The sequence below is a fragment of the Streptococcus sp. GP0011 genome (genome assembly GCF_030546305.1).
Taxonomy (GTDB): Bacteria; Bacillota; Bacilli; order Lactobacillales; family Streptococcaceae; genus Streptococcus.
Map to the genome: position 1 here is coordinate 305,752 of NZ_JAUONR010000001.1, position 23,282 is coordinate 329,033.

The window sequence follows — 23,282 nt, forward strand, 5'->3', positions numbered from 1 at the left end:
ATAGTTTCAAAATTTGAGAGGAGCTTTTTATATGAATCGACATGCAATCCAGTTGATTAGTCGTGGGGCTATTAATAAGATAGGAAATATGCTCTATGATTATGGAAACAGTGTTTGGTTGGCATCAATGGGAACGATAGGACAGACTGTTCTTGGGATTTATCAAATTTCTGAGTTGGTTACATCGATTCTGGTCAATCCCTTTGGCGGAGTGATTTCAGACCGCTTTTCGCGTCGCAAAATTTTGATGACGACAGACCTGGTTTGTGGTATTCTCTGTTTAGCTATTTCTTTCATCAGAAATGATAGCTTGATGATTGCTGCCTTGATTTTTGCCAATATTGTTCAGGCAGTTGCCTTTGCATTCTCTCGTACAGCCAATAAAGCTATTATAACTGAGGTTGTAGAGAAAGACGAGATTGTGACCTATAATGCTCGCTTAGAGCTCGTTTTGCAGGTTGTAGGCGTTAGCTCCCCTGTACTTTCTTTCCTCGTTTTACAATTTGCCAGTCTCCATATGACGCTCGTTTTAGATGCCATTAGTTTTTTCATCGCATTTACATTAGTAGCTTTTCTTCCCAAAAATGAGAATCAGTTACAAGAGAAAAAGACTTTCAGCTGGAAAAATATTTTTTCTGATATGAAGGAAGGACTTGGCTATATTTGGCGCCAGCAAGAGATCTTTTTCCTTTTGTTAGTGGCTTCCAGTGTTAATTTCTTTTTTGCAGCCTTTGAATTTCTCCTCCCTTTTTCAAATCGACTATACGGGGTGGAAGGAGCTTATGCAACTATTTTAACTATGGGCGCTATTGGTTCGATTATCGGAGCTCTTCTAGCTAGCAAAATAAAGGCAAGTGTTTATAATCTTTTGATTCTATTGGCTTTGACTGGAGTTGGAGTTTTTATGATGGGATTACCACTGCCAACTTTTCTTTCCTTTTCTGGAAATTTAGTTTGTGAACTGTTTATGACGATTTTTAATATTCACTTTTTTACTCAGGTGCAAACCAAGGTTGAAGGGGAATACTTGGGAAGAGTTCTAAGCACCATTTTTACCTTAGCCATTCTATTTATGCCGATTGCAAAAGGCTTTATGACAGTATTACCAAGTGTTCATCTCTCTTCTTTCCTGATAATTGGAAGCGGGGTTATTGCCCTGTCTTGTTTCTCCCTCATTTACGTGCGAAGTCATTTTGAAAAAGAGTTATAATTTCTCTTTTTTAGAAAATATTACACTACGAATCATTTTTCAGTCCTTCTCTATTGTGAGGAGGGCTTGCTTTGTGGTAAAATGGGATTATGAATGAAAGAATGAATGAGTTAGTTGCCTTACTTAACCGCTATGCGACCGAGTACTATACGAGTGACAATCCCTCGGTTTCAGATAGCGAGTATGATCGCCTCTACCGAGAGTTGGTCGAATTGGAAGCCGCCTATCCAGATCAAGTTTTAGCGGACAGTCCGACCCATCGTGTTGGTGGTAAGGTTTTAGATGGTTTTGAAAAATACAGTCATCAGTATCCTCTATACAGTTTGCAGGATGCTTTTTCACGTGAAGAGTTAGAAGCTTTTGATGCGCGTGTGCGAAAGGAATTACCCCACCCGACCTATATTTGCGAGCTGAAAATCGATGGTTTGTCTATCTCGCTTACGTATGAAAAGGGAATTTTGGTAGTCGGTGCGACACGTGGGGATGGTTCTGTTGGTGAAAATATCACAGAGAACCTCAAGCGTGTCAAGGACATTCCTTTGACCTTGCCAGAAGAACTTGATATCACTGTTCGTGGAGAGTGTTACATGCCACGCGCTTCATTTGACCAGGTCAACCAAGCTCGCCAAGAAAATGGAGAGCCTGAATTTGCTAATCCTCGTAACGCAGCTGCAGGAACCCTCCGTCAGCTGGATACAGCAGTAGTGGCCAAACGCAATCTTGCGACTTTCCTCTATCAAGAAGCCAGCCCTTCTACTCGTGATAGTCAAGAAAAAGTCTTGGAGCATCTTGAACAGCTTGGTTTTGTAGTTAATCCTAAACGAATATTGGCTAAAAGTATAGATGAGATATGGGATTTCATCCAAGAAGTAGGACAAGAACGGGAGAAACTGCCCTACGATATTGATGGAGTAGTCATCAAGGTCAACGACCTAGCAGGTCAAGAAGAACTCGGCTTTACTGTTAAAGCGCCCAAGTGGGCAATCGCCTATAAATTTCCCGCTGAAGAAAAAGAAGCCCAGCTCCTTTCAGTTGACTGGACAGTAGGTCGTACGGGTGTTGTGACTCCGACTGCCAATCTAACACCTGTTCAGCTTGCTGGGACAACTGTTAGCCGTGCAACCTTGCATAATGTAGATTATATCGCTGAAAAGGATATCCGAAAAGATGATACGGTAATCGTTTATAAGGCTGGAGATATCATCCCTGCTGTTCTGCGTGTGGTAGAGTCCAAGCGTGTTTCTGAAGAAAAACTAGATATTCCGACTAATTGTCCAAGTTGTGATAGCCAGTTGCTTCACTTTGAAGATGAAGTAGCTCTTCGTTGTATCAATCCTCGCTGTCCAGCTCAAATCATGGAAGGTCTGATTCACTTTGCCTCTCGAGATGCCATGAATATTACAGGACTTGGTCCATCTATCGTTGAAAAACTTTTTGCTGCCAATCTAGTCAAGGATGTGGCGGATATTTATCGTTTGAAAGAAGACGATTTCCTTCTTTTAGAGGGTGTCAAGGAAAAGTCTGCTTCTAAACTGTATCAGGCCATTCAAGCATCCAAGGAAAACTCTGCTGAAAAGCTCTTGTTTGGTCTGGGAATTCGCCATGTCGGAAGCAAGGCTAGCCAACTCTTGCTCCAACATTTCCACTCTATTGAAAATCTAGCCCAAGCAGATCCAGAGGAAGTAGCAAGTATTGAAAGCTTGGGTAGTGTGATTGCGCAAAGCCTTCAGACTTATTTTGCTACAGAAGGATCGAAGATTCTCTTAGACGAGTTGAAAGAAGCTGGAGTCAATCTGGACTACAAAGGGCAGACAGTAGTGGCAGATGCAGCCTTGTCAGGTTTGACGGTTGTACTCACGGGGAAATTGGAACGTCTCACGCGCTCAGAAGCTAAAAGCAAACTTGAAAGTCTGGGTGCCAAAATCACAGGCAGTGTTTCTAAGAAAACGAATCTTGTCGTAGCAGGAGCAGATGCAGGAAGCAAGCTCCAAAAAGCACAAGAACTTGGTATCGAAGTTCGAGATGAAGCTTGGCTAGAAAGTTTGTAAAGAATAGTTGAAAACTAGATGTTAGATAGTCTGGAACTATCTCTCCTGATGTGTTTTTATATCTATTAGAACTATTCTCTATTGTGCTGAATTTCCCGCTAAATTCTTCAGCATGACTTAAAAATTAAACTTGAAATTAGAAATTAGAAATTAGGAAAAGAAATGTATAGATACCCAGTAGTCATCCATTTTCACCGAAAAAATGGGGATTATGATGCTTGTTCATTCAGTAGAAAACAGGCAGATGTTAAAGAAAATTTGTATTATGAAAATGACTATTTTGGAGCAAAATTCTCCTTTACAGTCACAAGTGCAGAAAGGCTCGATACTTTGACCTTTTCTGCTGAAATAGATGGTAAGACAAAAGACTATCTCCTACGGTTTAACTATTATCCACTGTTGACTGAGGTTTGGATCTTAGATGGTGATGAGACGGTTTATTATTCTGAAAATCCTGCCATTGCAAGTCCTTTCTATAAAGATCGAAACCCGTTTGCTTTTGATAAAGCTTTTCACAGTGAAAGTTTTGATCATCATTGGGGATACCAAGGAGAGTTGGGTTATAGTATCTCAGACTACCAGACAAGCTTTAAACTCTGGGCTCCAACCGCTACAGCAGTCCAAGTGGTCGTTTATGAAAATACAAGTAACGACGCGCCGATTTGGAAAACCTTTAATCTCGAGCGTGGGAATAGCTATTCATATAGTCATAAGTACAATACCATTGGTGTTTGGGGTCTAGATTTAGATGAAAATCTTGCTGGCAAGGCTTATCAGTATCAGATTGAATTCCCTCATCACAAGAGTTTGACAAGAGATCCTTATACAATTGCAACCAGTCCTGACGGAAAACGTTCTGTTATTCTATCACACAAAGAGAGACAAGTAGATGGATTTGAAGTCAAACATGGGACAGATGCTCCTTGGCGTTTGGAAAACCCATGTAAAGCCGTTATCTGCGAGATGCACATTCGTGATTTTACAAAATCACCGACATCTGGAGTTCCAGAAAACCTTCGAGGGACCTTCCTTGGGGCTGCCCAGAATGGAACGGTTAACCAGTATGGTCAAGCAACAGCCTTTGACTATATCAAAGAACTCGGCTGTAATTATGTTCAGCTCCAACCAATCTTTGATCGCCATAAGGAATATGACGAGGATGGAAATGTAACCTATAACTGGGGTTATGACCCTCAAAACTACAATGCGCCAGAACCAAGTTTCTCTAGCAATTCAGATGATCCAGGACAGGTTATTCGAGACCTCAAGACCATGATTCAGGCATATCATGATGCGGGAATCGGTGTCATTATGGATGTCGTTTACAACCATACCTTCTCAACGGTTGATGCACCTTTCCAAACAACTGTTCCTGATTATTACTATCGTATGAATCCAGATGGAACCTTCCAAAACGGCACAGGTGTTGGAAATGAAACCGCAAGCGAACATGAAATGTACCGCAAGTATATGATTGACTCACTCCTTTATTGGGTAAAAGAATACAATATTGACGGTTTCCGTTTCGACTTGATGGGAATTCACGATGTCAAAACCATGCAGGCAATTCGTTGGGCACTGGATGAAGTTGATCCTCGGATTATCACTTATGGAGAAGGTTGGGATATGGGGACCGGTCTTGCACCTTATGACAAGGCCAAGAAGGACAATGCCTACCAGATGCCAAATATTGGATTCTTCAATGATGATCAGCGTGATGCCATCAAAGGAGGAGAAGTTTATGGCTCAATCAAGGCAGGATTTGTTAGTGGTGCAGCTACAGAACCGATTGTAGCCAAAGCTATTCTTGGTAGCCGAGAGTTGGGTTCATATCTTAGTCCAAACCAAGTTCTTAACTACGTGGAAGCCCATGATAATTACAACTTGCATGATTTGTTAGTAACCCTTCATCCAGATTACAGTTCAGATAAGATTATGCGACAGGTCGAAACAGCAACAGCGATGAGCATTCTTATGCAAGGCATGTCCTTTATAGAGCTGGGGCAAGAATTTGGTCGTACCAAACTCCTTGCTACTGGAGAAAATGGCGAGCTGACTGCGGCAGATAGAGAACGGGCCATGAACAGCTACAATGCTCCAGATAGTGTCAACCAGGTCAACTGGGATTTAATCAATGAGAGACAAGAGAGCATTGACTTTATTCGTCAGATTATTCGCCTAAAAACACAAACGCGTGCTTTCTCCTATCCTACATACGAAGAAGTTTATCGCCATGTCTTCGTCCATACAGCTGCTGAAAATAGTGGGTGGATTGTTTACGAAATTCACGGCGCATCAGAGCACTTATTGGTGGTATTCAATGCCAAGGGAACTTCCTTCTACTTTGAAAATGCGGGAAATCTTGAAATGCTGGTGTCCAATAGTCGTTCTAAAGAGTCTAATGTGATTGATGATATCAGCGTTGCAGTCTTGAAGGTACTTTCATAGTAAATGCCATAAAAAGGTTTAGTTAAATCTAGACCTTTTTTGGTTTTTATTGAAAAACCAATATCTAATAGGAATAAATTTCAAATAATTTGAAGAATCAAGTTTGTGAAAAAAATATCAATATTTTCTAAAAAGGGGTTGTAATTTTCTGAAAATTTGATAAAATAAGTTTTAATCATTTTCAGGAGGAAGAGAATTTGACAAATTATCAGAATTTAGTGAATGGAAAATGGAAATCATCAGAGAATGAAATTGCCATCTATTCTCCCATCAATCAGGAAAAGCTGGGGACAGTACCTGCTATGAGTCAGGCTGAAGTAGATGAGGCTATGAAAGCTGCGCGTGCAGCTCTCCCAGCATGGCGTGATTTAGCACCCGTTGAGCGTGCAGCCTATTTACATAAGACAGCAGACATTTTGGAACGCGATAAAGAAAAAATTGGTACCATTCTTGCCAAAGAGGTTGCAAAAGGGATTAAAGCAGCCATTGGAGAAGTAGTACGTACAGCAGAATTGATTCGTTTTGCTGCTGAGGAAGGTCTCCGTATCACTGGACAAGCAATGGAAGGAGGCGGTTTTGAAGCTGCAAGTAAAAATAAACTAGCCGTTGTTCGTCGTGAGCCAGTTGGGGTGGTGTTAGCTATCGCGCCATTTAACTACCCAGTCAACCTTTCTGGATCTAAGATTGCTCCGGCATTGATTGCAGGAAATGTCGTTATGTTTAAACCACCAACACAAGGATCTATTTCTGGTCTCTTGCTGGCTAAAGCATTTGACGAAGCAGGAATCCCAGCAGGTGTCTTTAACACCATCACTGGACGTGGTTCTGAAATCGGAGACTACATCATCGAACACAAGGAAGTGAACTTCATTAACTTTACAGGTTCAACACCGATTGGTGAGCGTATCGGTCGTTTGGCTGGTATGCGCCCGATTATGCTGGAGCTTGGTGGGAAAGATGCAGCAATTGTCTTAGAAGATGCAGATTTAGAAAATGCAGCTAAGCAAATCGTAGGTGGTGCCTTTAGCTACTCTGGTCAGCGTTGTACCGCTATCAAACGTGTTTTGGTTGTGGAAAGCGTAGCAGACAGATTGGCTGAATTGCTCCAGGCTGAAGTTGCTAAGCTAACTATCGGTGATCCATTTGACAATGCAGATATCACACCTGTTATTGATAATGCTTCAGCTGATTTCATCTGGGGATTAATTGAAGATGCTCAGGAAAAAGGAGCCAAAGCGCTCAGCCCAATCAAACGTGAGAATAATCTCATTTGGCCAGGACTTTTTGATTATGTCACAAGAGATATGAAATTAGCCTGGGAAGAACCATTTGGACCTGTTCTCCCAATTATTCGAGTTGCAGATGCCAATGAAGCACTTGAAATTGCTAATGAATCGGAGTTCGGCCTTCAATCCTCAGTCTTTACAAATGACTTTAAGAAGGCGTTTGAAATTGCTGAAAAACTTGAAGTGGGTACCGTTCATATTAATAATAAAACACAACGTGGACCAGATAATTTCCCATTCCTTGGTGTAAAAGGTTCTGGTGCAGGAGTTCAAGGAATTAAATATAGTATCGAAGCGATGACAAATGTTAAATCCATTGTTTTTGATGTGAAATAATTTATAAAATCAGGAAAATAACTTCCTGATTTTATTTTTTTTAAAAAAATACAGTAGAAAATTGATAAAAAACGAATATTCTGGTATTATAATAAAAAAATATATGGAAATTGTTTCGTGTTCTATTTTCTGGATATCTTTTTTAAAATGCTAGGTAATTTTTTGAAGGCTTTCATAAAAAAATATGATTTCCTTCGTAAATTACTTGAAAGTTATCTTAAAAGAGTGTATAATAGAATTATAGAAAACGCTTACAAAAGAAAGGGGATTGAATGAATAATCAAGAAGCATTAAGAACCTTTACTACAGGTGAGAACTTTCACCTCCAGCATTATTTAGGAGCGCATAGAGAGGAGAAAAACGGAGAAATAGGCTATACTTTTAGGGTTTGGGCCCCAAATGCACAAGCAGTTCATCTAGTTGGTGATTTTACCGATTGGGTTGAGAATCAGATTCCCATGGTTCGTAATGAAGCAGGTGTTTGGGAAGTCTTTACAAGTCAAGCCCATGAGGGTCAGATTTATAAATATCATATCACGCGTGCAAATGGTCACCAGATTATGAAGATCGATCCATTGGCAGTTTATTTTGAAGCTAGACCGGGTACAGGAGCAGTTCTGACCAATATCCGTGAAAAGAAATGGAAAGATGGCCTTTGGTTAGCACGTCGCAAACGTCTGGGATTTTTCAAGAGACCAGTTAATATATACGAGGCTCATGCAGGGTCTTGGAAGAGAAATCCAGATGGTAGTCCCTATACGTTTTCTCAACTGAAAGACGAGTTGATTCCATACTTAGTTGAGATGAACTATACACATATTGAGTTCATGCCTTTAATGGCTCACCCACTTGGATTGAGCTGGGGCTATCAACTTATGGGTTACTTTGCTTTTGAACATTCCTATGGTACACCTGAGGAATTCCAAGATTTCGTTGAAGAGTGTCATATAAATAACATTGGTGTTATCGTAGACTGGGTTCCAGGTCATTTCACTATTAATGATGATGCCTTGGCATATTATGACGGTACACCAACTTTTGAATACCAAGACCACAACAAGGCTCATAACTATGGTTGGGGTGCGCTGAATTTTGACCTCGGGAAAAATGAGGTCCAGTCTTTCCTGATTTCAAGTATTAAATTTTGGATTGATTTTTACCACTTAGATGGTATTCGGGTCGATGCAGTGAGCAATATGCTGTATCTAGATTATGATAATGCTCCTTGGACTCCAAACAAAGACGGTGGAAACCTTAACTACGAGGGTTATTATTTCCTTCAACGTTTGAACACCGTTATCAAGCTTGCTCATCCAGATATCATGATGATTGCAGAAGAAAGTTCATCAGCAACAAAGATTACTGGTATGAAAGAAATGGGCGGCCTTGGGTTTGACTATAAATGGAATATGGGCTGGATGAACGATATTCTCCGTTTCTACGAGGAAGATCCGATTTATCGCAAGTATGACTTTAATCTTGTGACTTTCAGCTTTATGTATGTTTTCAATGAAAACTATCTCCTACCTTTCTCACACGATGAAGTGGTTCATGGCAAAAAGAGTATGATGCACAAGATGTGGGGGGATCGCTACAATCAGTTCGCAGGTCTGCGCAACCTCTACACCTATCAAATTTGTCATCCAGGTAAGAAACTCTTGTTCATGGGTAGTGAGTACGGACAATTCCTCGAGTGGAAGTCCGAGGAGCAGTTGGAGTGGTCTAATCTAGAAGATCCGATGAATGCCAAGATGAAGCATTTCACTTCACAACTGAATCAATTCTATAAAGACAATCGCTGTCTGTGGGAAATTGATACTAGTTATGATGGTATCGAGATTATCGATGCTGATAATAGAGATCAGAGTGTCCTTCCCTTTATTCGTAAGGGCAAGAAAGACGAAATGTTAGTCTGTGTCTTTAACATGGCACCAGTTGAACGTAAGGACTTTACGATTGGTTTACCTGTTGCAGGTATTTACGAAGAAGTTTGGAATACAGAATTAGAAGAATGGGGAGGTGTGTGGAAAGAGCACAATCAAACAGTTCAGACTCAAGAAGGCTTATGGAAGGATTATGAGCAGACTTTGACCTTTACCTTGCCTGCCATGGGAGCAAGCATCTGGAAGATCAAGCGTCGTTTGAAACCAGCTAGGAAAAAAGAATAATGAGCTGTTGATGATATTTTTTAGATTTTAAAAACGGATGTACTTGTATTGGACTTGAAACACAAGAGAAATGGATTTCCTATTATTTTTATAAAAAGTTTGACTTCCGACCTTCTTTCGATTTTAACGTTCACATGTCTTTATAAAGGAGTAGAAAATGAAGAATGAAATGCTAGCTTTGATCCTTGCGGGTGGGCAAGGAACACGTCTCGGAAAACTCACTCAAAGCATTGCCAAACCGGCAGTGCAATTCGGTGGGCGCTACCGTATCATTGACTTTGCTCTTTCTAACTGTGCAAACTCTGGAATCCATAATGTTGGTGTGATTACGCAATACCAACCTCTTGCTTTGAATAACCATATCGGAAATGGTTCTAGCTGGGGATTGGATGGTATCAATTCAGGTGTCTCTATTTTACAACCTTATTCAGCCAGCGAAGGAAACCGTTGGTTTGAAGGGACTAGTCACGCTATCTACCAAAACATTGACTACATCGACAGTGTTAATCCAGAGTATGTTTTGATTCTTTCTGGTGACCACATCTACAAGATGGACTACGATGATATGCTTCAGTCCCACAAGGATAACAATGCCAGTTTGACAGTAGCTGTCCTAGACGTACCTCTCAAAGAAGCTAGCCGTTTTGGTATCATGAATACAGATGCCAATAACCGTATCGTTGAATTCGAAGAAAAACCTGCGCAACCTAAGTCTACAAAGGCTTCTATGGGGATTTATATCTTTGACTGGAAACGGCTTCGCAATATGCTTGTAGCTGCTGAAAAGAGCAACGTCGATATGTCTGACTTCGGTAAGAACGTTATTCCTAACTATCTCGAGTCTGGTGAAAGTGTCTATGCTTATGAATTTAATGGCTATTGGAAAGATGTTGGTACGATTGAGTCACTTTGGGAAGCCAATATGGAGTACATTTCGCCAGAAAACGCCTTGGATAGTCGCAATCGTCAGTGGAAAATTTACTCAAGAAACTTGATTTCACCACCAAACTACTTTGGTGCGCATGCACATGTTGAAGATTCATTGGTTGTGGATGGCTGTTTTGTAGATGGAACTGTTAAACGTTCGATTCTTTCAACAGAAGCACAAGTACGTGAAGGTGCCGAGGTCGTTGATTCTGTCATCATGAGTGGAGCTATTATTGGGCATGGAGCAAAGATTACTCGTGCCATCATTGGTGAGGGTGCCATTATTGCAGACGGCGTAGAAATTGACGGAACTGACGAAGTACAAGTAGTAGGATACAATGAAGTAGTGGGGGTAGCAACAGATGAAGATTGATAAATATTCAGCCATTTTAGGAAACACAGTTGGTTTTCATGATATGTCAACGTTAACAGAACACCGTCCGGTAGCTAGCTTGCCTTTCGGTGGGAAATACCGTTTGATTGACTTCCCCCTTTCCAGTCTTGCAAATGCAGGTGTTCGTAGTATCTTTGGTATTTTCCAACAAGATAATATCAGCTCAGTTTTCGACCATATCCGTTCAGGTCGTGAATGGGGCTTGTCAACCCTTCTAAGTCACTACTATCTAGGAATTTACAATACTCGTGTTGAAAGTAGTACAGTTGGAAAAGAGTATTACCAACAGCTTCTCACCTACTTGAGACGTTCAGGTTCAAACCAAACCGTTTCGATTAACTGCGATGTGCTGGTGAATATTGACTTGAATCAAGTTTTCCACCTACACAATACAACAAAAGGTCCGATCACAGTTGTATATAAGAAACTTCCAAAGAAAGACATTTCAGATGTGAATGCTATTTTGGAAATCGATGAAACTGACCATGTTCGTTCGCACAAACTCTTTGATAATAAATCTACGGATGAACTCTTCAACATGTCTACAGATATCTTTGTTGTGGACACTCCTTGGTTGATTGAACGACTTGAAGAAGAGGCTCAGAAAGAATATCCTGAAAAGTTACGCTATGTTCTTCGTGATTTAGCTGCAAAAGAAGGAGCTTTTGCTTACGAATACACAGGTTACTTAGCGAACATTCATTCTGTTCAGTCCTATTATCAAGCAAACATCGATATGCTTGAATCTAAAAAATTCTACTCTCTTTTCTCACCAAATCAAAAGATTTATACAAAAGTTAAGAATGAAGAACCAACCTACTATGCGAATACTTCAAAAGTAAGAAGTTCTCAGTTTGCTTCTGGTAGTATCATTGAGGGTGAAGTAGTTCAGTCAGTTCTATCTCGTAACATTTATGTTCATAAAGATAGTGTGGTGAAAGACAGCATTTTATTCCCTCGAGTTGTGATTGGTCAAGGTGCCCAAGTTGAATATGCTATCTTGGACAAGGGTGTTGAAGTTGCGGACGGTGTTGTCATTCGAGGAACAGCAGAGCATCCAGTTGTAGTTAAGAAGGGTGAAACAGTAACAGAGGACATTTATTCATGAAAATTTTATTTGTAGCGGCAGAAGGAGCCCCCTTTTCAAAAACAGGTGGTTTGGGCGATGTCATTGGCGCACTTCCTAAATCACTTGTAAAAGCGGGGCACGAAGTTGCAGTTTTCTTGCCTTACTATGATATGGTAGAAGCTAAGTTTGGTGACCAGATAGAGGATGTTCTCCACTTTGAAGTTAGTGTAGGATGGCGTAGACAGTACTGTGGTATTAAAAGAACGGTCTTGAATGGGGTTACCTTCTACTTCATTGATAATCAATATTATTTCTTCCGCGGTCATGTTTACGGGGATTTTGACGATGGTGAACGCTTTGCCTTTTTCCAACTGGCTGCTCTTGAAGCCATTGAACGCATCGGCTTTATTCCTGACCTTCTCCATGTTCATGATTACCACACAGCTATGATTCCCTTCTTGTTAAAAGAAAAGTACCATTGGATTCAAGCATATCAAGGAATCAGAACAGTTTTAACCATTCACAATTTGGAGTTTCAAGGTCAATTTTCTGAAGGAATGTTGTGGGATTTGTTCGGTGTTGGGTTTGAACGCTATGCTGATGGCACCCTTCGCTGGAATGATTGTCTCAACTGGATGAAAGCAGGGATTCTCTACGCGGATCGTGTCTCAACCGTTTCTCCTAGCTATGCGCACGAGATTATGACCAGTCAGTTTGGCTGCGGTTTGGACCAGATTCTTCGGATGGAGTCAGGTAAGGTTTTAGGTATAGTTAATGGTATTGACGCAGATCTTTATAATCCTCAAACAGACCCACTTTTAGACTATCATTTTGATAAGGAAGATTTGTCTGGAAAAGCTCAAAACAAAGCAAAATTGCAAGAGAGAGTTGGGTTGCCTGTGCGAGCAGATGTTCCACTAGTTGGGATTGTCTCTCGATTGACACGCCAAAAAGGTTTTGATGTTGTGGTAGAATGCTTGCATCGTTTCTTACAGGAGGACGTTCAAATAGTCCTTTTAGGAACAGGTGACCCGGCTTTTGAACATTCCTTCTCTTGGTTTGCTCAAGTCTATCCTGACAAGCTATCAGCAAATATCACTTTTGATGTCAAACTTGCTCAAGAAATCTACGCAGCTTGTGATCTCTTCCTCATGCCAAGTCGTTTTGAACCATGCGGCTTGTCTCAAATGATGGCGATGCGCTATGGAACTCTACCATTGGTTCATGAGGTTGGTGGTTTGCGTGATACAGTTCAATCCTTCAATCCGATCGAAGGAACTGGAACTGGATTTAGCTTTGATAATTTAACACCATACTGGCTTAACTGGAGTTTCCAAACAGCCTTGGATGTTTATAAGTACCAGCCGGAAGTTTGGAGAAATCTACAAAAACAAGCTATGGAATGTGATTTCTCATGGGATACAGCCTGCAAATCTTACCTGGACTTGTACCATAGTTTAGTCAACTAATAGATAAAATCGTATGATTCTTTCATACGATTTTTGGGCTGTTTAGAAAGGAAAGCTTATGTCTCAAGTAAAAGGCTTGTGTGTCATGGACGTTGACGGCACCCTGATAGCAGAAGAGGTGATTGATCTTTTAGGAAAAGAAGCAGGTTGTGAAGAAGAAATATCGCAGGTTACAAGCCAGGCAATGCGAGGTGAATTGGACTTTGAAACAAGTTTACGAGCGAGGGTAGCTTTGTTAAAAAGCCTTCCGGTTTCGGTCTTTGATACTGTCATCAAATCCATTCATCTGTCCAAGAATACCCAAGAATTTATCTCCATACTTCAAAAGAAGGGCATCCTAGTCGGTCTAGTGTCTGGTGGATTTGCACCAATAGTTGAGAGATTAGCAGAATCCCTTGGTATCTCCTATTTCTCTGCCAACCAGTTAGAAGTCAAAGACGGTTTTTTAACAGGAAAATTAGTTGGTGAAATTGTGACAGGTCAAGTAAAACAAGATACTCTTGAGAAATGGAAAAAAGAACTGAAACTTCCCAAAGAAAGAACGATTGCCATTGGTGATGGGGCTAACGACCTCTTGATGTTAAAGTCAGCAGGACGTGGTATTGCATTTTGTGCCAAAGAAGTCGTAAAATCCGAGATAGCTTGTCATGTAGATACGAGGGATTTTTTGGAAGTTCTACCTTTGATTGATTTCTTAGAATGAGAGGGAACTATGAAAATTGTAATTGCACCCGATTCTTTTAAAGAAAGTTTGACGGCAGAAGAGGTCGCTCAAGCTATAAAAAGGGGTTTTGAACAGTCAATAGCAGATGTAGAATGTCTGCTTTGCCCTGTAGGTGATGGTGGGGAAGGAACTGTAGATGCTATTCGCCATTCTCTTGAACTCGAAGAAAAATGGCAAGAGGTGACGGGGCCTTTTGGGCTAAAAGAATCAATGCGCTACTTTCAAAAAGATCAAATAGCGCTCTTCGAAGTTGCTGACTTGGTTGGTCTTGGAAAGATTCCGCAGGAGAAACGAAACCCTCTCCACATCCAAACTCGCGGTATCGGAGAATTGATTCGCCATCTCATTGATCAAGGAATGAAAGATATCTATGTCGGCGTTGGCGGTACGGCTAGTAATGACGGTGGGATAGGCATTGCTGCTGGTCTGGGTTATTGTTTTTATGATAAGAATGGAAAGGAATTACCAGCTTGCGGTCAGACTTTGCTTGAGTTCGAGTCAGTTTCAGACAGTGAGTTGTATAGGATTCCTGAAGATGTGAAAATTAGCATTATAGCAGATGTCGTGAGTCCTTTATGTGGTCATCAAGGAGCGACCTATACATTTGGAAAACAAAAGGGCTTGGATCCCAGTTTATTTGAAACTGTAGATTTTGCCATACAGGAGTTTTATGAAAAATTCTCGCCTTCAACCCTATCTCTGAAGGGAGCAGGAGCTGGTGGTGGGATTGCTGCTGGGCTATATGCTTTTACTGAGGCCTGTATCGTATCTGGGATTGATACTTGCCTGGATTTGATAGACTTTGACAAGAAAGTTGCAGGTGCCGACTTGGTTATCGTTGGAGAAGGCAGACTGGACAGTCAAAGCTTTGCTGGAAAAGCTCCTATCGGCGTAGCAAAAAGAACCCCTAACAGAGTTCCAGTTATTGCTATTTGTGGTAGTCTTGCTGACGATTTGCCTCCCCTACCATTCGAAAATATACAAGCAGCCTTTTCCATTTTAGAGAAAAGTGAACCTTTAGAAGAGAGTCTGAAAAATGCAAGTCTCTATTTGGGGCACACAGCTACTAATATTGGTCGTTTGTTAAATTTGAGAAAGGATTAACCAAACCATTTTTTCCAGATAGATTTTTTAGGAGCCTCTGCCTTTTTCTCTTCCCAGAGGTCTGAGAAAGCAAGTCTGAGGTCCTTCTCGTCCACTTGAACAGGTTTATTCGTGTGAATGACAAGGCCATAAGGAGAGGTGATATGATCATCTGAAACAATAGTCGCCTGACAGTTACTTTCCTTTGCTTGTTTTAAGTAAAAGACCTGTTTGTCAAACTCGATATTTGGTGAGATTTTCACAAAAAGTTCCTCTACCTTTTCTTGAAAACCCTCTAAAATAGAGAAAAATCCATGTTCTAATTCAGAACTATTGGCAGTGCTGATATCCGCGTAGCCAAGAACTCTTTCCTCGAAAGTGCCGAGATAGCGACGTTGTTCGTCAGGGTTTAATTTGGGCCCACCATGAGCTTTTTCTAGTAGTTGTTTTGATAAATCTGTCATAAAAACAGTATATCACAAAAATCGCAAGAAAACAGACAAAAGAAAGCGATTACTTTATAAAGTTAAGGAAAATTTGCACAAAGATAACGTTTTTTCTTGAAAAACGCTTATTTTTAAGGTATCATAGAGGTGTAAAAAATTTAACTCAAAGGAGAGTAAAAAATGTCAATTATTACTGATGTTTACGCTCGCGAAGTCCTAGACTCACGCGGTAACCCAACACTTGAAGTAGAAGTTTATACTGAATCAGGTGCTTTCGGACGTGGTATGGTTCCATCAGGAGCTTCTACTGGTGAACACGAAGCAGTTGAACTTCGCGACGGTGACAAATCTCGTTACGGTGGTCTTGGTACACAAAAAGCTGTTGACAACGTAAACAACATCATCGCTGAAGCTATCATCGGCTACGATGTACGTGACCAACAGGCTATTGACCGTGCTATGATCGCACTTGACGGTACTCCTAACAAAGGTAAATTGGGTGCAAACGCAATTCTTGGTGTGTCTATCGCTGTAGCTCGTGCTGCTGCTGACTACCTTGAAATCCCACTTTACAGCTACCTTGGTGGTTTCAACACTAAAGTTCTTCCAACTCCAATGATGAACATCATCAACGGTGGTTCTCACTCTGACGCTCCAATTGCTTTCCAAGAATTCATGATCGTACCTGCTGGTGCACCATCATTCAAAGAAGCTCTTCGTTGGGGTGCTGAAATCTTTCACGCACTTAAGAAAATCCTTAAATCACGTGGTTTGGAAACTGCCGTAGGTGACGAAGGTGGATTCGCTCCTCGTTTCGAAGGAACTGAAGACGGTGTTGAAACTATCCTTGCTGCGATCGAAGCTGCTGGATATGTTCCTGGTAAAGATGTATTTATCGGATTTGACTGTGCTTCATCAGAATTCTACGATAAAGAACGTAAAGTGTACGACTACACTAAATTCGAAGGTGAAGGAGCTGCTGTACGTACTGCTGCAGAACAAATCGACTACCTTGAAGAATTGGTAAACAAATACCCAATCATCACTATCGAAGATGGTATGGACGAAAACGACTGGGACGGTTGGAAAGCTCTTACTGAACGTCTTGGTGGTAAAGTTCAATTGGTTGGTGACGACTTCTTCGTAACAAACACTTCTTACCTTGAAAAAGGTATTGCAGAAGGTGCTGCTAACTCAATCCTTATCAAAGTTAACCAAATCGGTACTCTTACTGAAACTTTCGACGCTATCGAAATGGCGAAAGAAGCTGGTTACACTGCTGTTGTATCACACCGTTCAGGTGAAACTGAAGATTCAACAATCGCTGACATCGCAGTTGCAACTAACGCAGGACAAATCAAGACTGGTTCACTTTCACGTACAGACCGTATCGCTAAATACAACCAATTGCTTCGTATCGAAGACCAACTTGGTGAAGTAGCTGAATACCGTGGATTGAAATCATTCTACAACTTGAAAAAATAAATTAGTTCAGTGAACTATTTTATCCCGAACCTTGAAATTCAAAAGTTTGTCTCTTGATGAACAAGGTTTGAAGCCCATCGAATTTTATTCGAAGGGCTTTTTTGTATGCAAAGGTAAAAAATAGAAAATAGTTTATGGTATAATAGACAAAAAACTTGTATTAGAAAGAAACTATGTCTAAAGAAATTGATATTGAGTATTACCACCAACTAGCACTGCAAAAGCAGAAGGAACATCGCAAAGTTTTAGCCAATCTAAAGAAAAAGCCACCAAAAAATCTAGATAAGCTAGCCCAGCAAATTCACCAAGAAGTTTTTGCTGAGATTGATTGTACGGCTTGTGCTAACTGTTGCAAGACATTGGGGCCTGACTTTAAGGAAGCCGATATTACCCGTATTGCTAAGTACTTTAAGATGAAATTACCAGCTTTTGAAGCGGAATTTCTGCAGGTGGATGAAGATGGAGACAAGGTTTTCAAATCCATGCCTTGCCCCTTTCTAGGAGGAGACAATCTCTGCTCTATCTATGATGTTCGTCCAAAGGCTTGTCGTGAATTTCCTCATACAGATCGTAAAAAGATCCATCAAATCAACCATTTGACGATTAAGAATACCTTGACCTGCCCAGCAGCCTATCTCTTTGTTGAGAAATTAAAGGATAAGTTATAGAAATATGTACCTTTAAATCTTGTACAAATATTCTAGGGCGAAAGTATCTGATATCTGATAGACTATAGATAGAATTGAACACGGTCTAAAAGCTGTGTGACAAAGATAAAATTACCTAGAATCAGAAGAACCAGCGTTAATTTTCCTATTTTCACTTTGCTTTTAACGACCTTTGTATCTTGTGGAGGTAAGAAAAGAAGAATATGATGCATCAATTCAATCAAACCATGGATTATTTGGAGCAGCAACTGACTAGAGAAGTGGATATGAAAAGATTTCAGCAGCTATCGGGCTATTCTTACCCTCTCTTTAGCAGGCTATTTTCTATCCTAGCAGATATGACATTAGCAGAATACTTGCGCAATCGCAGGTTGTCAGAGGCTGTGATGGACTTGCGGGAAGGCTCTGAGAAAGTCATTGATATAGCACTGAAATACGGCTATGAGTCTGCCGATGCCTTCAGCTCAGCCTTCAAGAAATTCCATGGTGCGACCCCCTCAGAAGTTCGAAATGGAAAACCTTATCGGGTCTTTCCTAGACTTCAATTATCCTTAAAGATTACAGGAGGAAAGAACATGGATATCAAGATTCAAAAGAAGCCTGCATTTACCATTGCAGGTGTCCTATTGGAAGCTATTGACAATAGCAAATGCCCGTCTGCTTGGGAGAATCTCTATAACAATCACAGCTTGGAAAGCCTAGAGAGTCTAGGCAGTGGCCAATCCTTCGGCATCTGTTCGGATGTCAAAGAAGGTAAAATCATCAACTATATGGCTGCTTATGATGTGACGGATAAAGCGAAAGCAGAAGAACTAGGTCTGTCCATCAAAGATGTCCCAGCCGCTGAATATGCTATCGTTCCAGTCAAAGGTCCTATACCAGCTAGCATTCACCATGCTTGGAAATATGTTTTGGAGGTCTTTTTCCCTGAAACTGGTTATCGCCACTCAGGAGCGCCAGATTTTGAAGTCTATACTGAAGGAGACATGTCGTCACCAGACTATCAAATGGAACTCTGGATACCAGTGATTAAGAACTAGATAATTTTCTGACATTTTATAAAGATGCAAATCGAACTCTGTAAAAGATAGCTTTTACAGAGTTTTTCTTTCTTTGATTGTACGAATTTATGAGAAGAACAATAAAATTGATTTTACTTAAATTTAAGTATAAGGAATTTTTAAGCATTTACTTGTATACTTTTTCAATCATCAAAGAAAGAGGTGTAAATATGAACTATCTAGTTATTCCAGCTTACGAACCTGACTACAATCTCATCAAATTGATTGAAAAGATTCACAATAAGAGCGATTTTTACATCATTGTCATTGATGATGGAAGTTCAGCAGAATGCCAAGACATTTTTGCTCGAGCAGCGAATTTTGCGACGGTCCTTCGCCACCAGGGCAATCAAGGAAAAGGGCAAGCTCTGAAAACAGCCTTTGAGTACATTCAGTCTCTCAATAAGCCAGGGACTGTGGTTACAGCAGATGCAGACGGCCAGCATAGGATCTGGGACATCTTTCGTAGCTTGACCAAATCAAATGAAAATCCTAATACACTTGTCCTTGGTGTCCGTGCCTTTACTGGCAAGGTTCCCTTGCGTAGTCGTTTTGGAAACAGCTTGACTCGTATCTTGTTTAAACTGCAAACGGGTGTCGCTGTATCCGATACACAGACAGGATTACGTGCCTTTTCAACGGATATGATCCCCTTTATGCTTAAGATAGAAGGACAACGGTATGAATATGAGATGAACATGCTCCTCGAAGCAAGTCAAGTCTACCCAATCTTAGAAGTTCCGATTGAAACAGTCTATATCAACGACAATGAGGCTTCTCACTTCCGGCCTATTCGAGATGGATTGATGATTTATAAAAATATTTTAAAGTTTGCGCTCTCGTCTTTTAGTAGTTTTATCGTAGATTATGTGGTCTACGCTCTCTCTATTCTATGCTTGAGCTTTATTCCGACAGGTTTGCGTGTTCTCCTCTCAAATGGTTTGGCACGTGTGACTAGCTCCATCTTTAACTTTTCTACCAACAAAAAATTGGTCTTCAAGAACAAGGCGAGCAGTTTTAAAACAGGATCAGGCTATTTTGGACTAGCTGTTGGCCTCTTTATCTTGGACACCATCCTGATTCGCCTCTTTAATTCGGGTCTTGGAGTCAATTTGCTGATTGCGAAGATTCTTGTCGGAATCATGCTCTTTATTCTCTCTTGGACAGTTCAAACTCGCTTTATTTTCAAAGAAAGGACTTGTAGCCCATTATGAAAGTTTTAAAGAAACCCTATCTATACGCCTCGGTCTTGGGCTTGCTCCTGACAAGCTCCTTTACCTATTCGATGTTGAAGACCTTTGTACTCGCTGAAACGATTTCCACTGTATCTAATACCGGCTCAACCTCTAACACCGCAGCAGCAAGTCAGGCAGCAAAAAATGCTCAAGTGACGGATACTAGCTATTCAGATGGAAATATCAGTGTCACCCTCACTGAAAAGACTGTGAATGAAACGCAAGTCTATGTGGCAGATATAACCCTCAGTTCATCGGATTATCTAAAAACAGCTCTAGCTCAAAACTCCTATGGAACCAACGTCACAGCTAAAACCTCTGTAACGGCTGCTGAAAACAATGCTATTCTAGCTGTCAACGGTGACTACTATGGAGCCAATAGTTCTGGTTATGTTATCCGTAATGAAGTTGTCTATCGGGACAGTGTCCGTGAAGACGCTAGTAACGGTGACCTTGCCATTTACAAGGACGGCTCCTTTAAAATCATCTACGAGGACCAAGTTTCAGCCGATCAGTTGGTTCAGGACGGTGTCGTCAATCTACTGGCATTTGGTCCGTCTCTAGTTGAGAATGGAGAAATATCTGTTGATACCAATACAGAAGTCGGTCAAGCCATGTCATCGAATCCTCGTACAGCTATCGGGATTATCGATGAAAATCACTACATCATCATCGTTTCGGATGGTCGAACCTCTGAAAGCAAGGGCTTGTCTCTTTACCAGATGGCAGAAGTGATGAAATCTTACGGAGTGAAGACAGCCTATAACCTTGATGGTGGTGGATCCTCAACTCTCTACTTTAACGGTCAGGTAATCAATAAACCGACTACAGGTGGAAGCAAGATATCAGAAAGGGCGGTGAGTGATATTGTCTACATCGGTTACTAAAATCAAAAACAAACGCCTCAAAAAGACACTCGTTAGCTATAGTCTTCTCACTATTTTCTTCTTTGCATTTAGCCGTATCTACGAGTCCCTTAGTTTTGGGGAGACGTCGCTTCATATGCACTATCTCTTTGCAGTTCCTCTACTAGGAGGCATCGTTCTGGCATTGTTGTTGAAAATCATGCCAAACCTAGGACGAATCAGCCTAAACTTGTGGAACTCGGCAGTTGCAGTCCTAACAACTGGAATGCTCTTTCGAGGAATTGTCAATCTATCAGGTCGTTCAACGACCCTAGATCAACCTTACTGGTATGTCGGCCTAGCCTTTGGTATTTTGGCTATCGCCTCGCTTTTCTTTCATAAGAAAAACAGTTAAAAATTAGCTTAAAAATTAAAAACTGGTTGTTGAGAGAAACAGCCAGTTTTCTTATTGAAGTTCATGACTATAGATCACAAATACCCATATTTTTTGTTTGGATTTTATGGGGCATGCGAATAGTTTTCTCGGTATAATAGTCCCATAGAAGATAAGGAGGCATGAATATGCAGATGTATTTTGGAGATGTGTCACTTTGCTATAGCTATTCATTGGCAATGGCACTGGCTAGCTATGGCTATGACTTTAAAGCAGACTTTCTAGAGGCAATCATGGTAATGGGAAATGGCGCTAGTATCGTAAAGGAAGATGACCAGCACCCTCTAGTATTCTTTGATAACGGAATGCCAGATCTTTCCATCTCCCATTCCTTAAAAATACTTGGGTTTGACTATGAGGATTTCTATCTAAAAGATGGAACTGAAGTAGATTTGGAAGAGATTAAAGGAAAGTTAGAAACCTTTCTGTCCAATGGACCTGTCGTACTGGGACCTCTTGATATGGGCCATCTGACCTACAATCCTAATCACACAATCCTTTATGGTGTGGATCACTTCGTAACCGTGTATGGCATTGATCATCAGCACCTCTATTTGCATGATCCAGCTGGTTTTGCCTGCATGAAGGTTGCTTTTAATGACATATTAGAAGCCTGGAAGGCAGAGACTATTGACTATAAGCGTGGAGCTTACTCCATGTGGGGAAATTTTAAGAAGGTCAAGAGTCCTAGTCAGACTGAAATCTATCAGGAAACAGCAAAGATAATAAAGACCCGATATCTGAATGGTCAAAGCGGTGTTTTGGAATTCTATGCAAAAGCAGTTGCTGAAAACGGCTTAAATACCGAGCAAAAACAATTGCATCAGTATTTCAGCTTCAAACTTGCGGCTGTTCGAAATCTCTATCTCAGTAAGTTCTTAAAAGTTCATGATCCAGAAGGGGCAAGATTAAAAGAGGAGTTGGCTACTCTATTTGGCCAAGCCCACCTTTCGTGTTTAAAAGAAGACTACCAAGAACTATCCCGCTTGCTCTGTCAGATAGCAGAAGTAGATGGTCTCTTTAAAGATTTATATATAAAGTAGTGACTATAAGCATAAAAAATAGTTCGTGAAAGCGGTTTTTCGTAAAATGAAGAACTGCTTTTTGATTATGGTATAATGAAGTAAGAAAACACCTTAACCTACTAGAAAATGAAGGGAGAAATCCTGTGACTAGACCAAAAACCAAAGAGGAGCTAGTGTTAGCCTCTAAGGAAAACTATGAAAAACTTAATCTCCTAATTTCTCAGTTAAGTGAAGAGGAGCTACAGACTCCTTTTGATTTTTCAAAAGAGCAAAAGAAAAAAGAAGCTCACTGGAAAAGAGATAAAAATCTAAGAGATGTTCTGATCCATCTCTATGAATGGCATCAGTTACTTTTGACTTGGGTAGATTCTAATCAAAAGGGACATGAACGACCTTTTCTCCCCGAACCTTATAATTGGAAAACTTATGGAGAAATGAATGTCGCTTTTTGGAAGAAGCACCAGAGAACGTCCTTAGAAGAAGCGACCAAACTCCTCAATCAATCGCATAAAGAGGTTTTAGAGTTGATGGAAGGCTTCAGCAATGACCAACTCTTTACCAAAGGTATCTATAAATGGACGGGTGGGACAAGTCTAGGCTCCTACTTTGTGAGTGCCACCTCCAGTCACTATGATTGGGCTCTGAAAAAACTCAAAGCTCATCAGAAAAATTGCAAGAGCAACTAGATGAATTGATAATGAAGTTTAGAAAAGGTTCTTCTAAGCTTCGAATAGCTTCAATCTCGTGATTTTTGAGCTATTCTAGCTTTAGAATCCTTCAAAAATTAAAATTTAAGGCTATCATAGACTTAGAATAGCCCTAAAACATTTATTTTATAGCAATTCTAAGTTTAGAATTGCATTGATATTAAAGGAATTAAGCTGTTCGATGCTTAGAATGC

At 40.6% G+C, this 23,282-nt stretch carries 19 protein-coding genes; 18 read left to right on the plus strand and 1 reads right to left on the minus strand.

The genetic code is table 11. The annotated features are described in order from the left end of the window. Positions 1–31 precede the first annotated feature (31 nt). The 10 genes from Q4443_RS01545 (at position 32) to Q4443_RS01590 (ending at position 15,183) form a co-directional block, all read left to right on the plus strand. Complete coding sequence (locus Q4443_RS01545) at positions 32–1,210, plus strand: MFS transporter (RefSeq protein ID WP_049518747.1); 1,179 nt, start codon at positions 32–34, stop codon at positions 1,208–1,210. A gap of 89 nt (positions 1,211–1,299) precedes the next feature. Further along, positions 1,300–3,258: an NAD-dependent DNA ligase LigA gene (gene ligA / locus Q4443_RS01550; RefSeq protein WP_049518745.1), complete on the plus strand. Its 1,959-nt coding sequence runs from the start codon at positions 1,300–1,302 to the stop codon at positions 3,256–3,258. A gap of 162 nt (positions 3,259–3,420) precedes the next feature. Then, entirely contained in the window at positions 3,421–5,706 is a 2,286-nt protein-coding gene (gene pulA / locus Q4443_RS01555; protein WP_049518744.1) for a type I pullulanase, read from the plus strand. A 197-nt stretch (positions 5,707–5,903) separates the two neighbouring features. After that, a complete protein-coding gene (locus tag Q4443_RS01560; RefSeq protein WP_049518742.1) occupies positions 5,904–7,328 on the plus strand; it encodes an NADP-dependent glyceraldehyde-3-phosphate dehydrogenase in 1,425 nt (474 codons plus the stop codon). Between the two features lie 272 nt (positions 7,329–7,600). Further along, a complete protein-coding gene (gene glgB, locus Q4443_RS01565) occupies positions 7,601–9,496 on the plus strand; it encodes a 1,4-alpha-glucan branching protein GlgB (protein WP_303407852.1) in 1,896 nt (631 codons plus the stop codon). A gap of 157 nt (positions 9,497–9,653) precedes the next feature. Further along, on the plus strand, positions 9,654–10,796 hold the full coding sequence (locus tag Q4443_RS01570; protein ID WP_000787250.1) for a glucose-1-phosphate adenylyltransferase: 1,143 nt from the start codon (positions 9,654–9,656) through the stop codon (positions 10,794–10,796). Next, positions 10,786–11,925, plus strand: a complete 1,140-nt coding sequence (gene glgD / locus Q4443_RS01575; RefSeq protein WP_000687048.1) for a glucose-1-phosphate adenylyltransferase subunit GlgD — start codon at positions 10,786–10,788, stop codon at positions 11,923–11,925. The genes Q4443_RS01570 and glgD overlap by 11 nt, the downstream gene beginning before the upstream one ends. Next, positions 11,922–13,355: a glycogen synthase GlgA gene (gene glgA, locus Q4443_RS01580; protein WP_049518740.1), complete on the plus strand. Its 1,434-nt coding sequence runs from the start codon at positions 11,922–11,924 to the stop codon at positions 13,353–13,355. Before glgD ends, glgA begins: the two co-directional genes overlap by 4 nt. A 58-nt stretch (positions 13,356–13,413) precedes the next feature. After that, entirely contained in the window at positions 13,414–14,058 is a 645-nt protein-coding gene (gene serB / locus Q4443_RS01585) for a phosphoserine phosphatase SerB (protein ID WP_049479323.1), read from the plus strand. A 9-nt stretch (positions 14,059–14,067) separates the two neighbouring features. Beyond that, entirely contained in the window at positions 14,068–15,183 is a 1,116-nt protein-coding gene (locus tag Q4443_RS01590; protein ID WP_049479322.1) for a glycerate kinase, read from the plus strand. On the opposite strand, the gene Q4443_RS01595 is transcribed toward Q4443_RS01590, so the two are convergent. Further along, positions 15,180–15,626, minus strand: a complete 447-nt coding sequence (locus tag Q4443_RS01595) for a DUF1694 domain-containing protein (protein WP_049479321.1) — start codon at positions 15,624–15,626, stop codon at positions 15,180–15,182. The two genes, Q4443_RS01590 and Q4443_RS01595, sit on opposite strands and share 4 nt — an antisense overlap. A 162-nt stretch (positions 15,627–15,788) precedes the next feature. Here Q4443_RS01595 and eno point away from each other — a divergent pair, with 162 nt between their 5' ends. The 8 genes from eno to Q4443_RS01635 all read left to right on the plus strand — a co-directional run bounded on the left by eno (position 15,789) and on the right by Q4443_RS01635 (position 23,067). Beyond that, the gene (gene eno / locus Q4443_RS01600) at positions 15,789–17,093 is read left to right on the plus strand and encodes a surface-displayed alpha-enolase (protein ID WP_000022821.1); all 1,305 of its coding nucleotides are present in this window, start codon (positions 15,789–15,791) and stop codon (positions 17,091–17,093) included. A 173-nt stretch (positions 17,094–17,266) separates the two neighbouring features. Further along, positions 17,267–17,761 (plus strand): YkgJ family cysteine cluster protein, encoded by a 495-nt coding sequence (locus tag Q4443_RS01605; protein ID WP_000031485.1) that lies wholly within the window; start codon positions 17,267–17,269, stop codon positions 17,759–17,761. Between the two features lie 203 nt (positions 17,762–17,964). Next, positions 17,965–18,801, plus strand: coding sequence for an AraC family transcriptional regulator (locus Q4443_RS01610; protein ID WP_049518738.1), 837 nt, complete (start codon positions 17,965–17,967; stop codon positions 18,799–18,801). Between the two features lie 191 nt (positions 18,802–18,992). After that, positions 18,993–20,036, plus strand: a complete 1,044-nt coding sequence (locus tag Q4443_RS01615) for a bifunctional glycosyltransferase family 2/GtrA family protein (RefSeq protein ID WP_049518736.1) — start codon at positions 18,993–18,995, stop codon at positions 20,034–20,036. Then, positions 20,033–20,944, plus strand: a complete 912-nt coding sequence (locus Q4443_RS01620) for a phosphodiester glycosidase family protein (protein WP_049518735.1) — start codon at positions 20,033–20,035, stop codon at positions 20,942–20,944. Before Q4443_RS01615 ends, Q4443_RS01620 begins: the two co-directional genes overlap by 4 nt. Then, a complete protein-coding gene (locus Q4443_RS01625) occupies positions 20,919–21,317 on the plus strand; it encodes a hypothetical protein (RefSeq protein ID WP_002893287.1) in 399 nt (132 codons plus the stop codon). The genes Q4443_RS01620 and Q4443_RS01625 overlap by 26 nt, the downstream gene beginning before the upstream one ends. 167 nt (positions 21,318–21,484) lie before the next feature. Next, positions 21,485–22,399, plus strand: coding sequence for a peptidase (locus tag Q4443_RS01630; RefSeq protein WP_303407854.1), 915 nt, complete (start codon positions 21,485–21,487; stop codon positions 22,397–22,399). A 125-nt stretch (positions 22,400–22,524) separates the two neighbouring features. After that, positions 22,525–23,067, plus strand: a complete 543-nt coding sequence (locus tag Q4443_RS01635) for a ClbS/DfsB family four-helix bundle protein (protein ID WP_303407855.1) — start codon at positions 22,525–22,527, stop codon at positions 23,065–23,067. Positions 23,068–23,282: the final 215 nt, after the last annotated feature.

Excerpts from the sequence above, each read along its gene's own strand:
- Q4443_RS01570 (WP_000787250.1), top strand. The coding sequence starts at position 9,654 with ATGAAGAATGAAATGCTAGCTTTGATCCTTGCGGGTGGGCAAGGAACA.
- ligA (WP_049518745.1), top strand. The coding sequence starts at position 1,300 with ATGAATGAAAGAATGAATGAGTTAGTTGCCTTACTTAACCGCTATGCG.
- glgA (WP_049518740.1), top strand. The coding sequence starts at position 11,922 with ATGAAAATTTTATTTGTAGCGGCAGAAGGAGCCCCCTTTTCAAAAACA.
- Q4443_RS01595 (WP_049479321.1), bottom strand. The coding sequence starts at position 15,626 with ATGACAGATTTATCAAAACAACTACTAGAAAAAGCTCATGGTGGGCCC.
- eno (WP_000022821.1), top strand. The coding sequence starts at position 15,789 with ATGTCAATTATTACTGATGTTTACGCTCGCGAAGTCCTAGACTCACGC.
- Q4443_RS01590 (WP_049479322.1), top strand. The coding sequence starts at position 14,068 with ATGAAAATTGTAATTGCACCCGATTCTTTTAAAGAAAGTTTGACGGCA.
- Q4443_RS01615 (WP_049518736.1), top strand. The coding sequence starts at position 18,993 with ATGAACTATCTAGTTATTCCAGCTTACGAACCTGACTACAATCTCATC.
- Q4443_RS01620 (WP_049518735.1), top strand. The coding sequence starts at position 20,033 with ATGAAAGTTTTAAAGAAACCCTATCTATACGCCTCGGTCTTGGGCTTG.
- serB (WP_049479323.1), top strand. The coding sequence starts at position 13,414 with ATGTCTCAAGTAAAAGGCTTGTGTGTCATGGACGTTGACGGCACCCTG.
- glgB (WP_303407852.1), top strand. The coding sequence starts at position 7,601 with ATGAATAATCAAGAAGCATTAAGAACCTTTACTACAGGTGAGAACTTT.
- Q4443_RS01630 (WP_303407854.1), top strand. The coding sequence starts at position 21,485 with ATGCAGATGTATTTTGGAGATGTGTCACTTTGCTATAGCTATTCATTG.
- glgD (WP_000687048.1), top strand. The coding sequence starts at position 10,786 with ATGAAGATTGATAAATATTCAGCCATTTTAGGAAACACAGTTGGTTTT.
- Q4443_RS01610 (WP_049518738.1), top strand. The coding sequence starts at position 17,965 with ATGATGCATCAATTCAATCAAACCATGGATTATTTGGAGCAGCAACTG.
- pulA (WP_049518744.1), top strand. The coding sequence starts at position 3,421 with ATGTATAGATACCCAGTAGTCATCCATTTTCACCGAAAAAATGGGGAT.
- Q4443_RS01545 (WP_049518747.1), top strand. The coding sequence starts at position 32 with ATGAATCGACATGCAATCCAGTTGATTAGTCGTGGGGCTATTAATAAG.
- Q4443_RS01605 (WP_000031485.1), top strand. The coding sequence starts at position 17,267 with ATGTCTAAAGAAATTGATATTGAGTATTACCACCAACTAGCACTGCAA.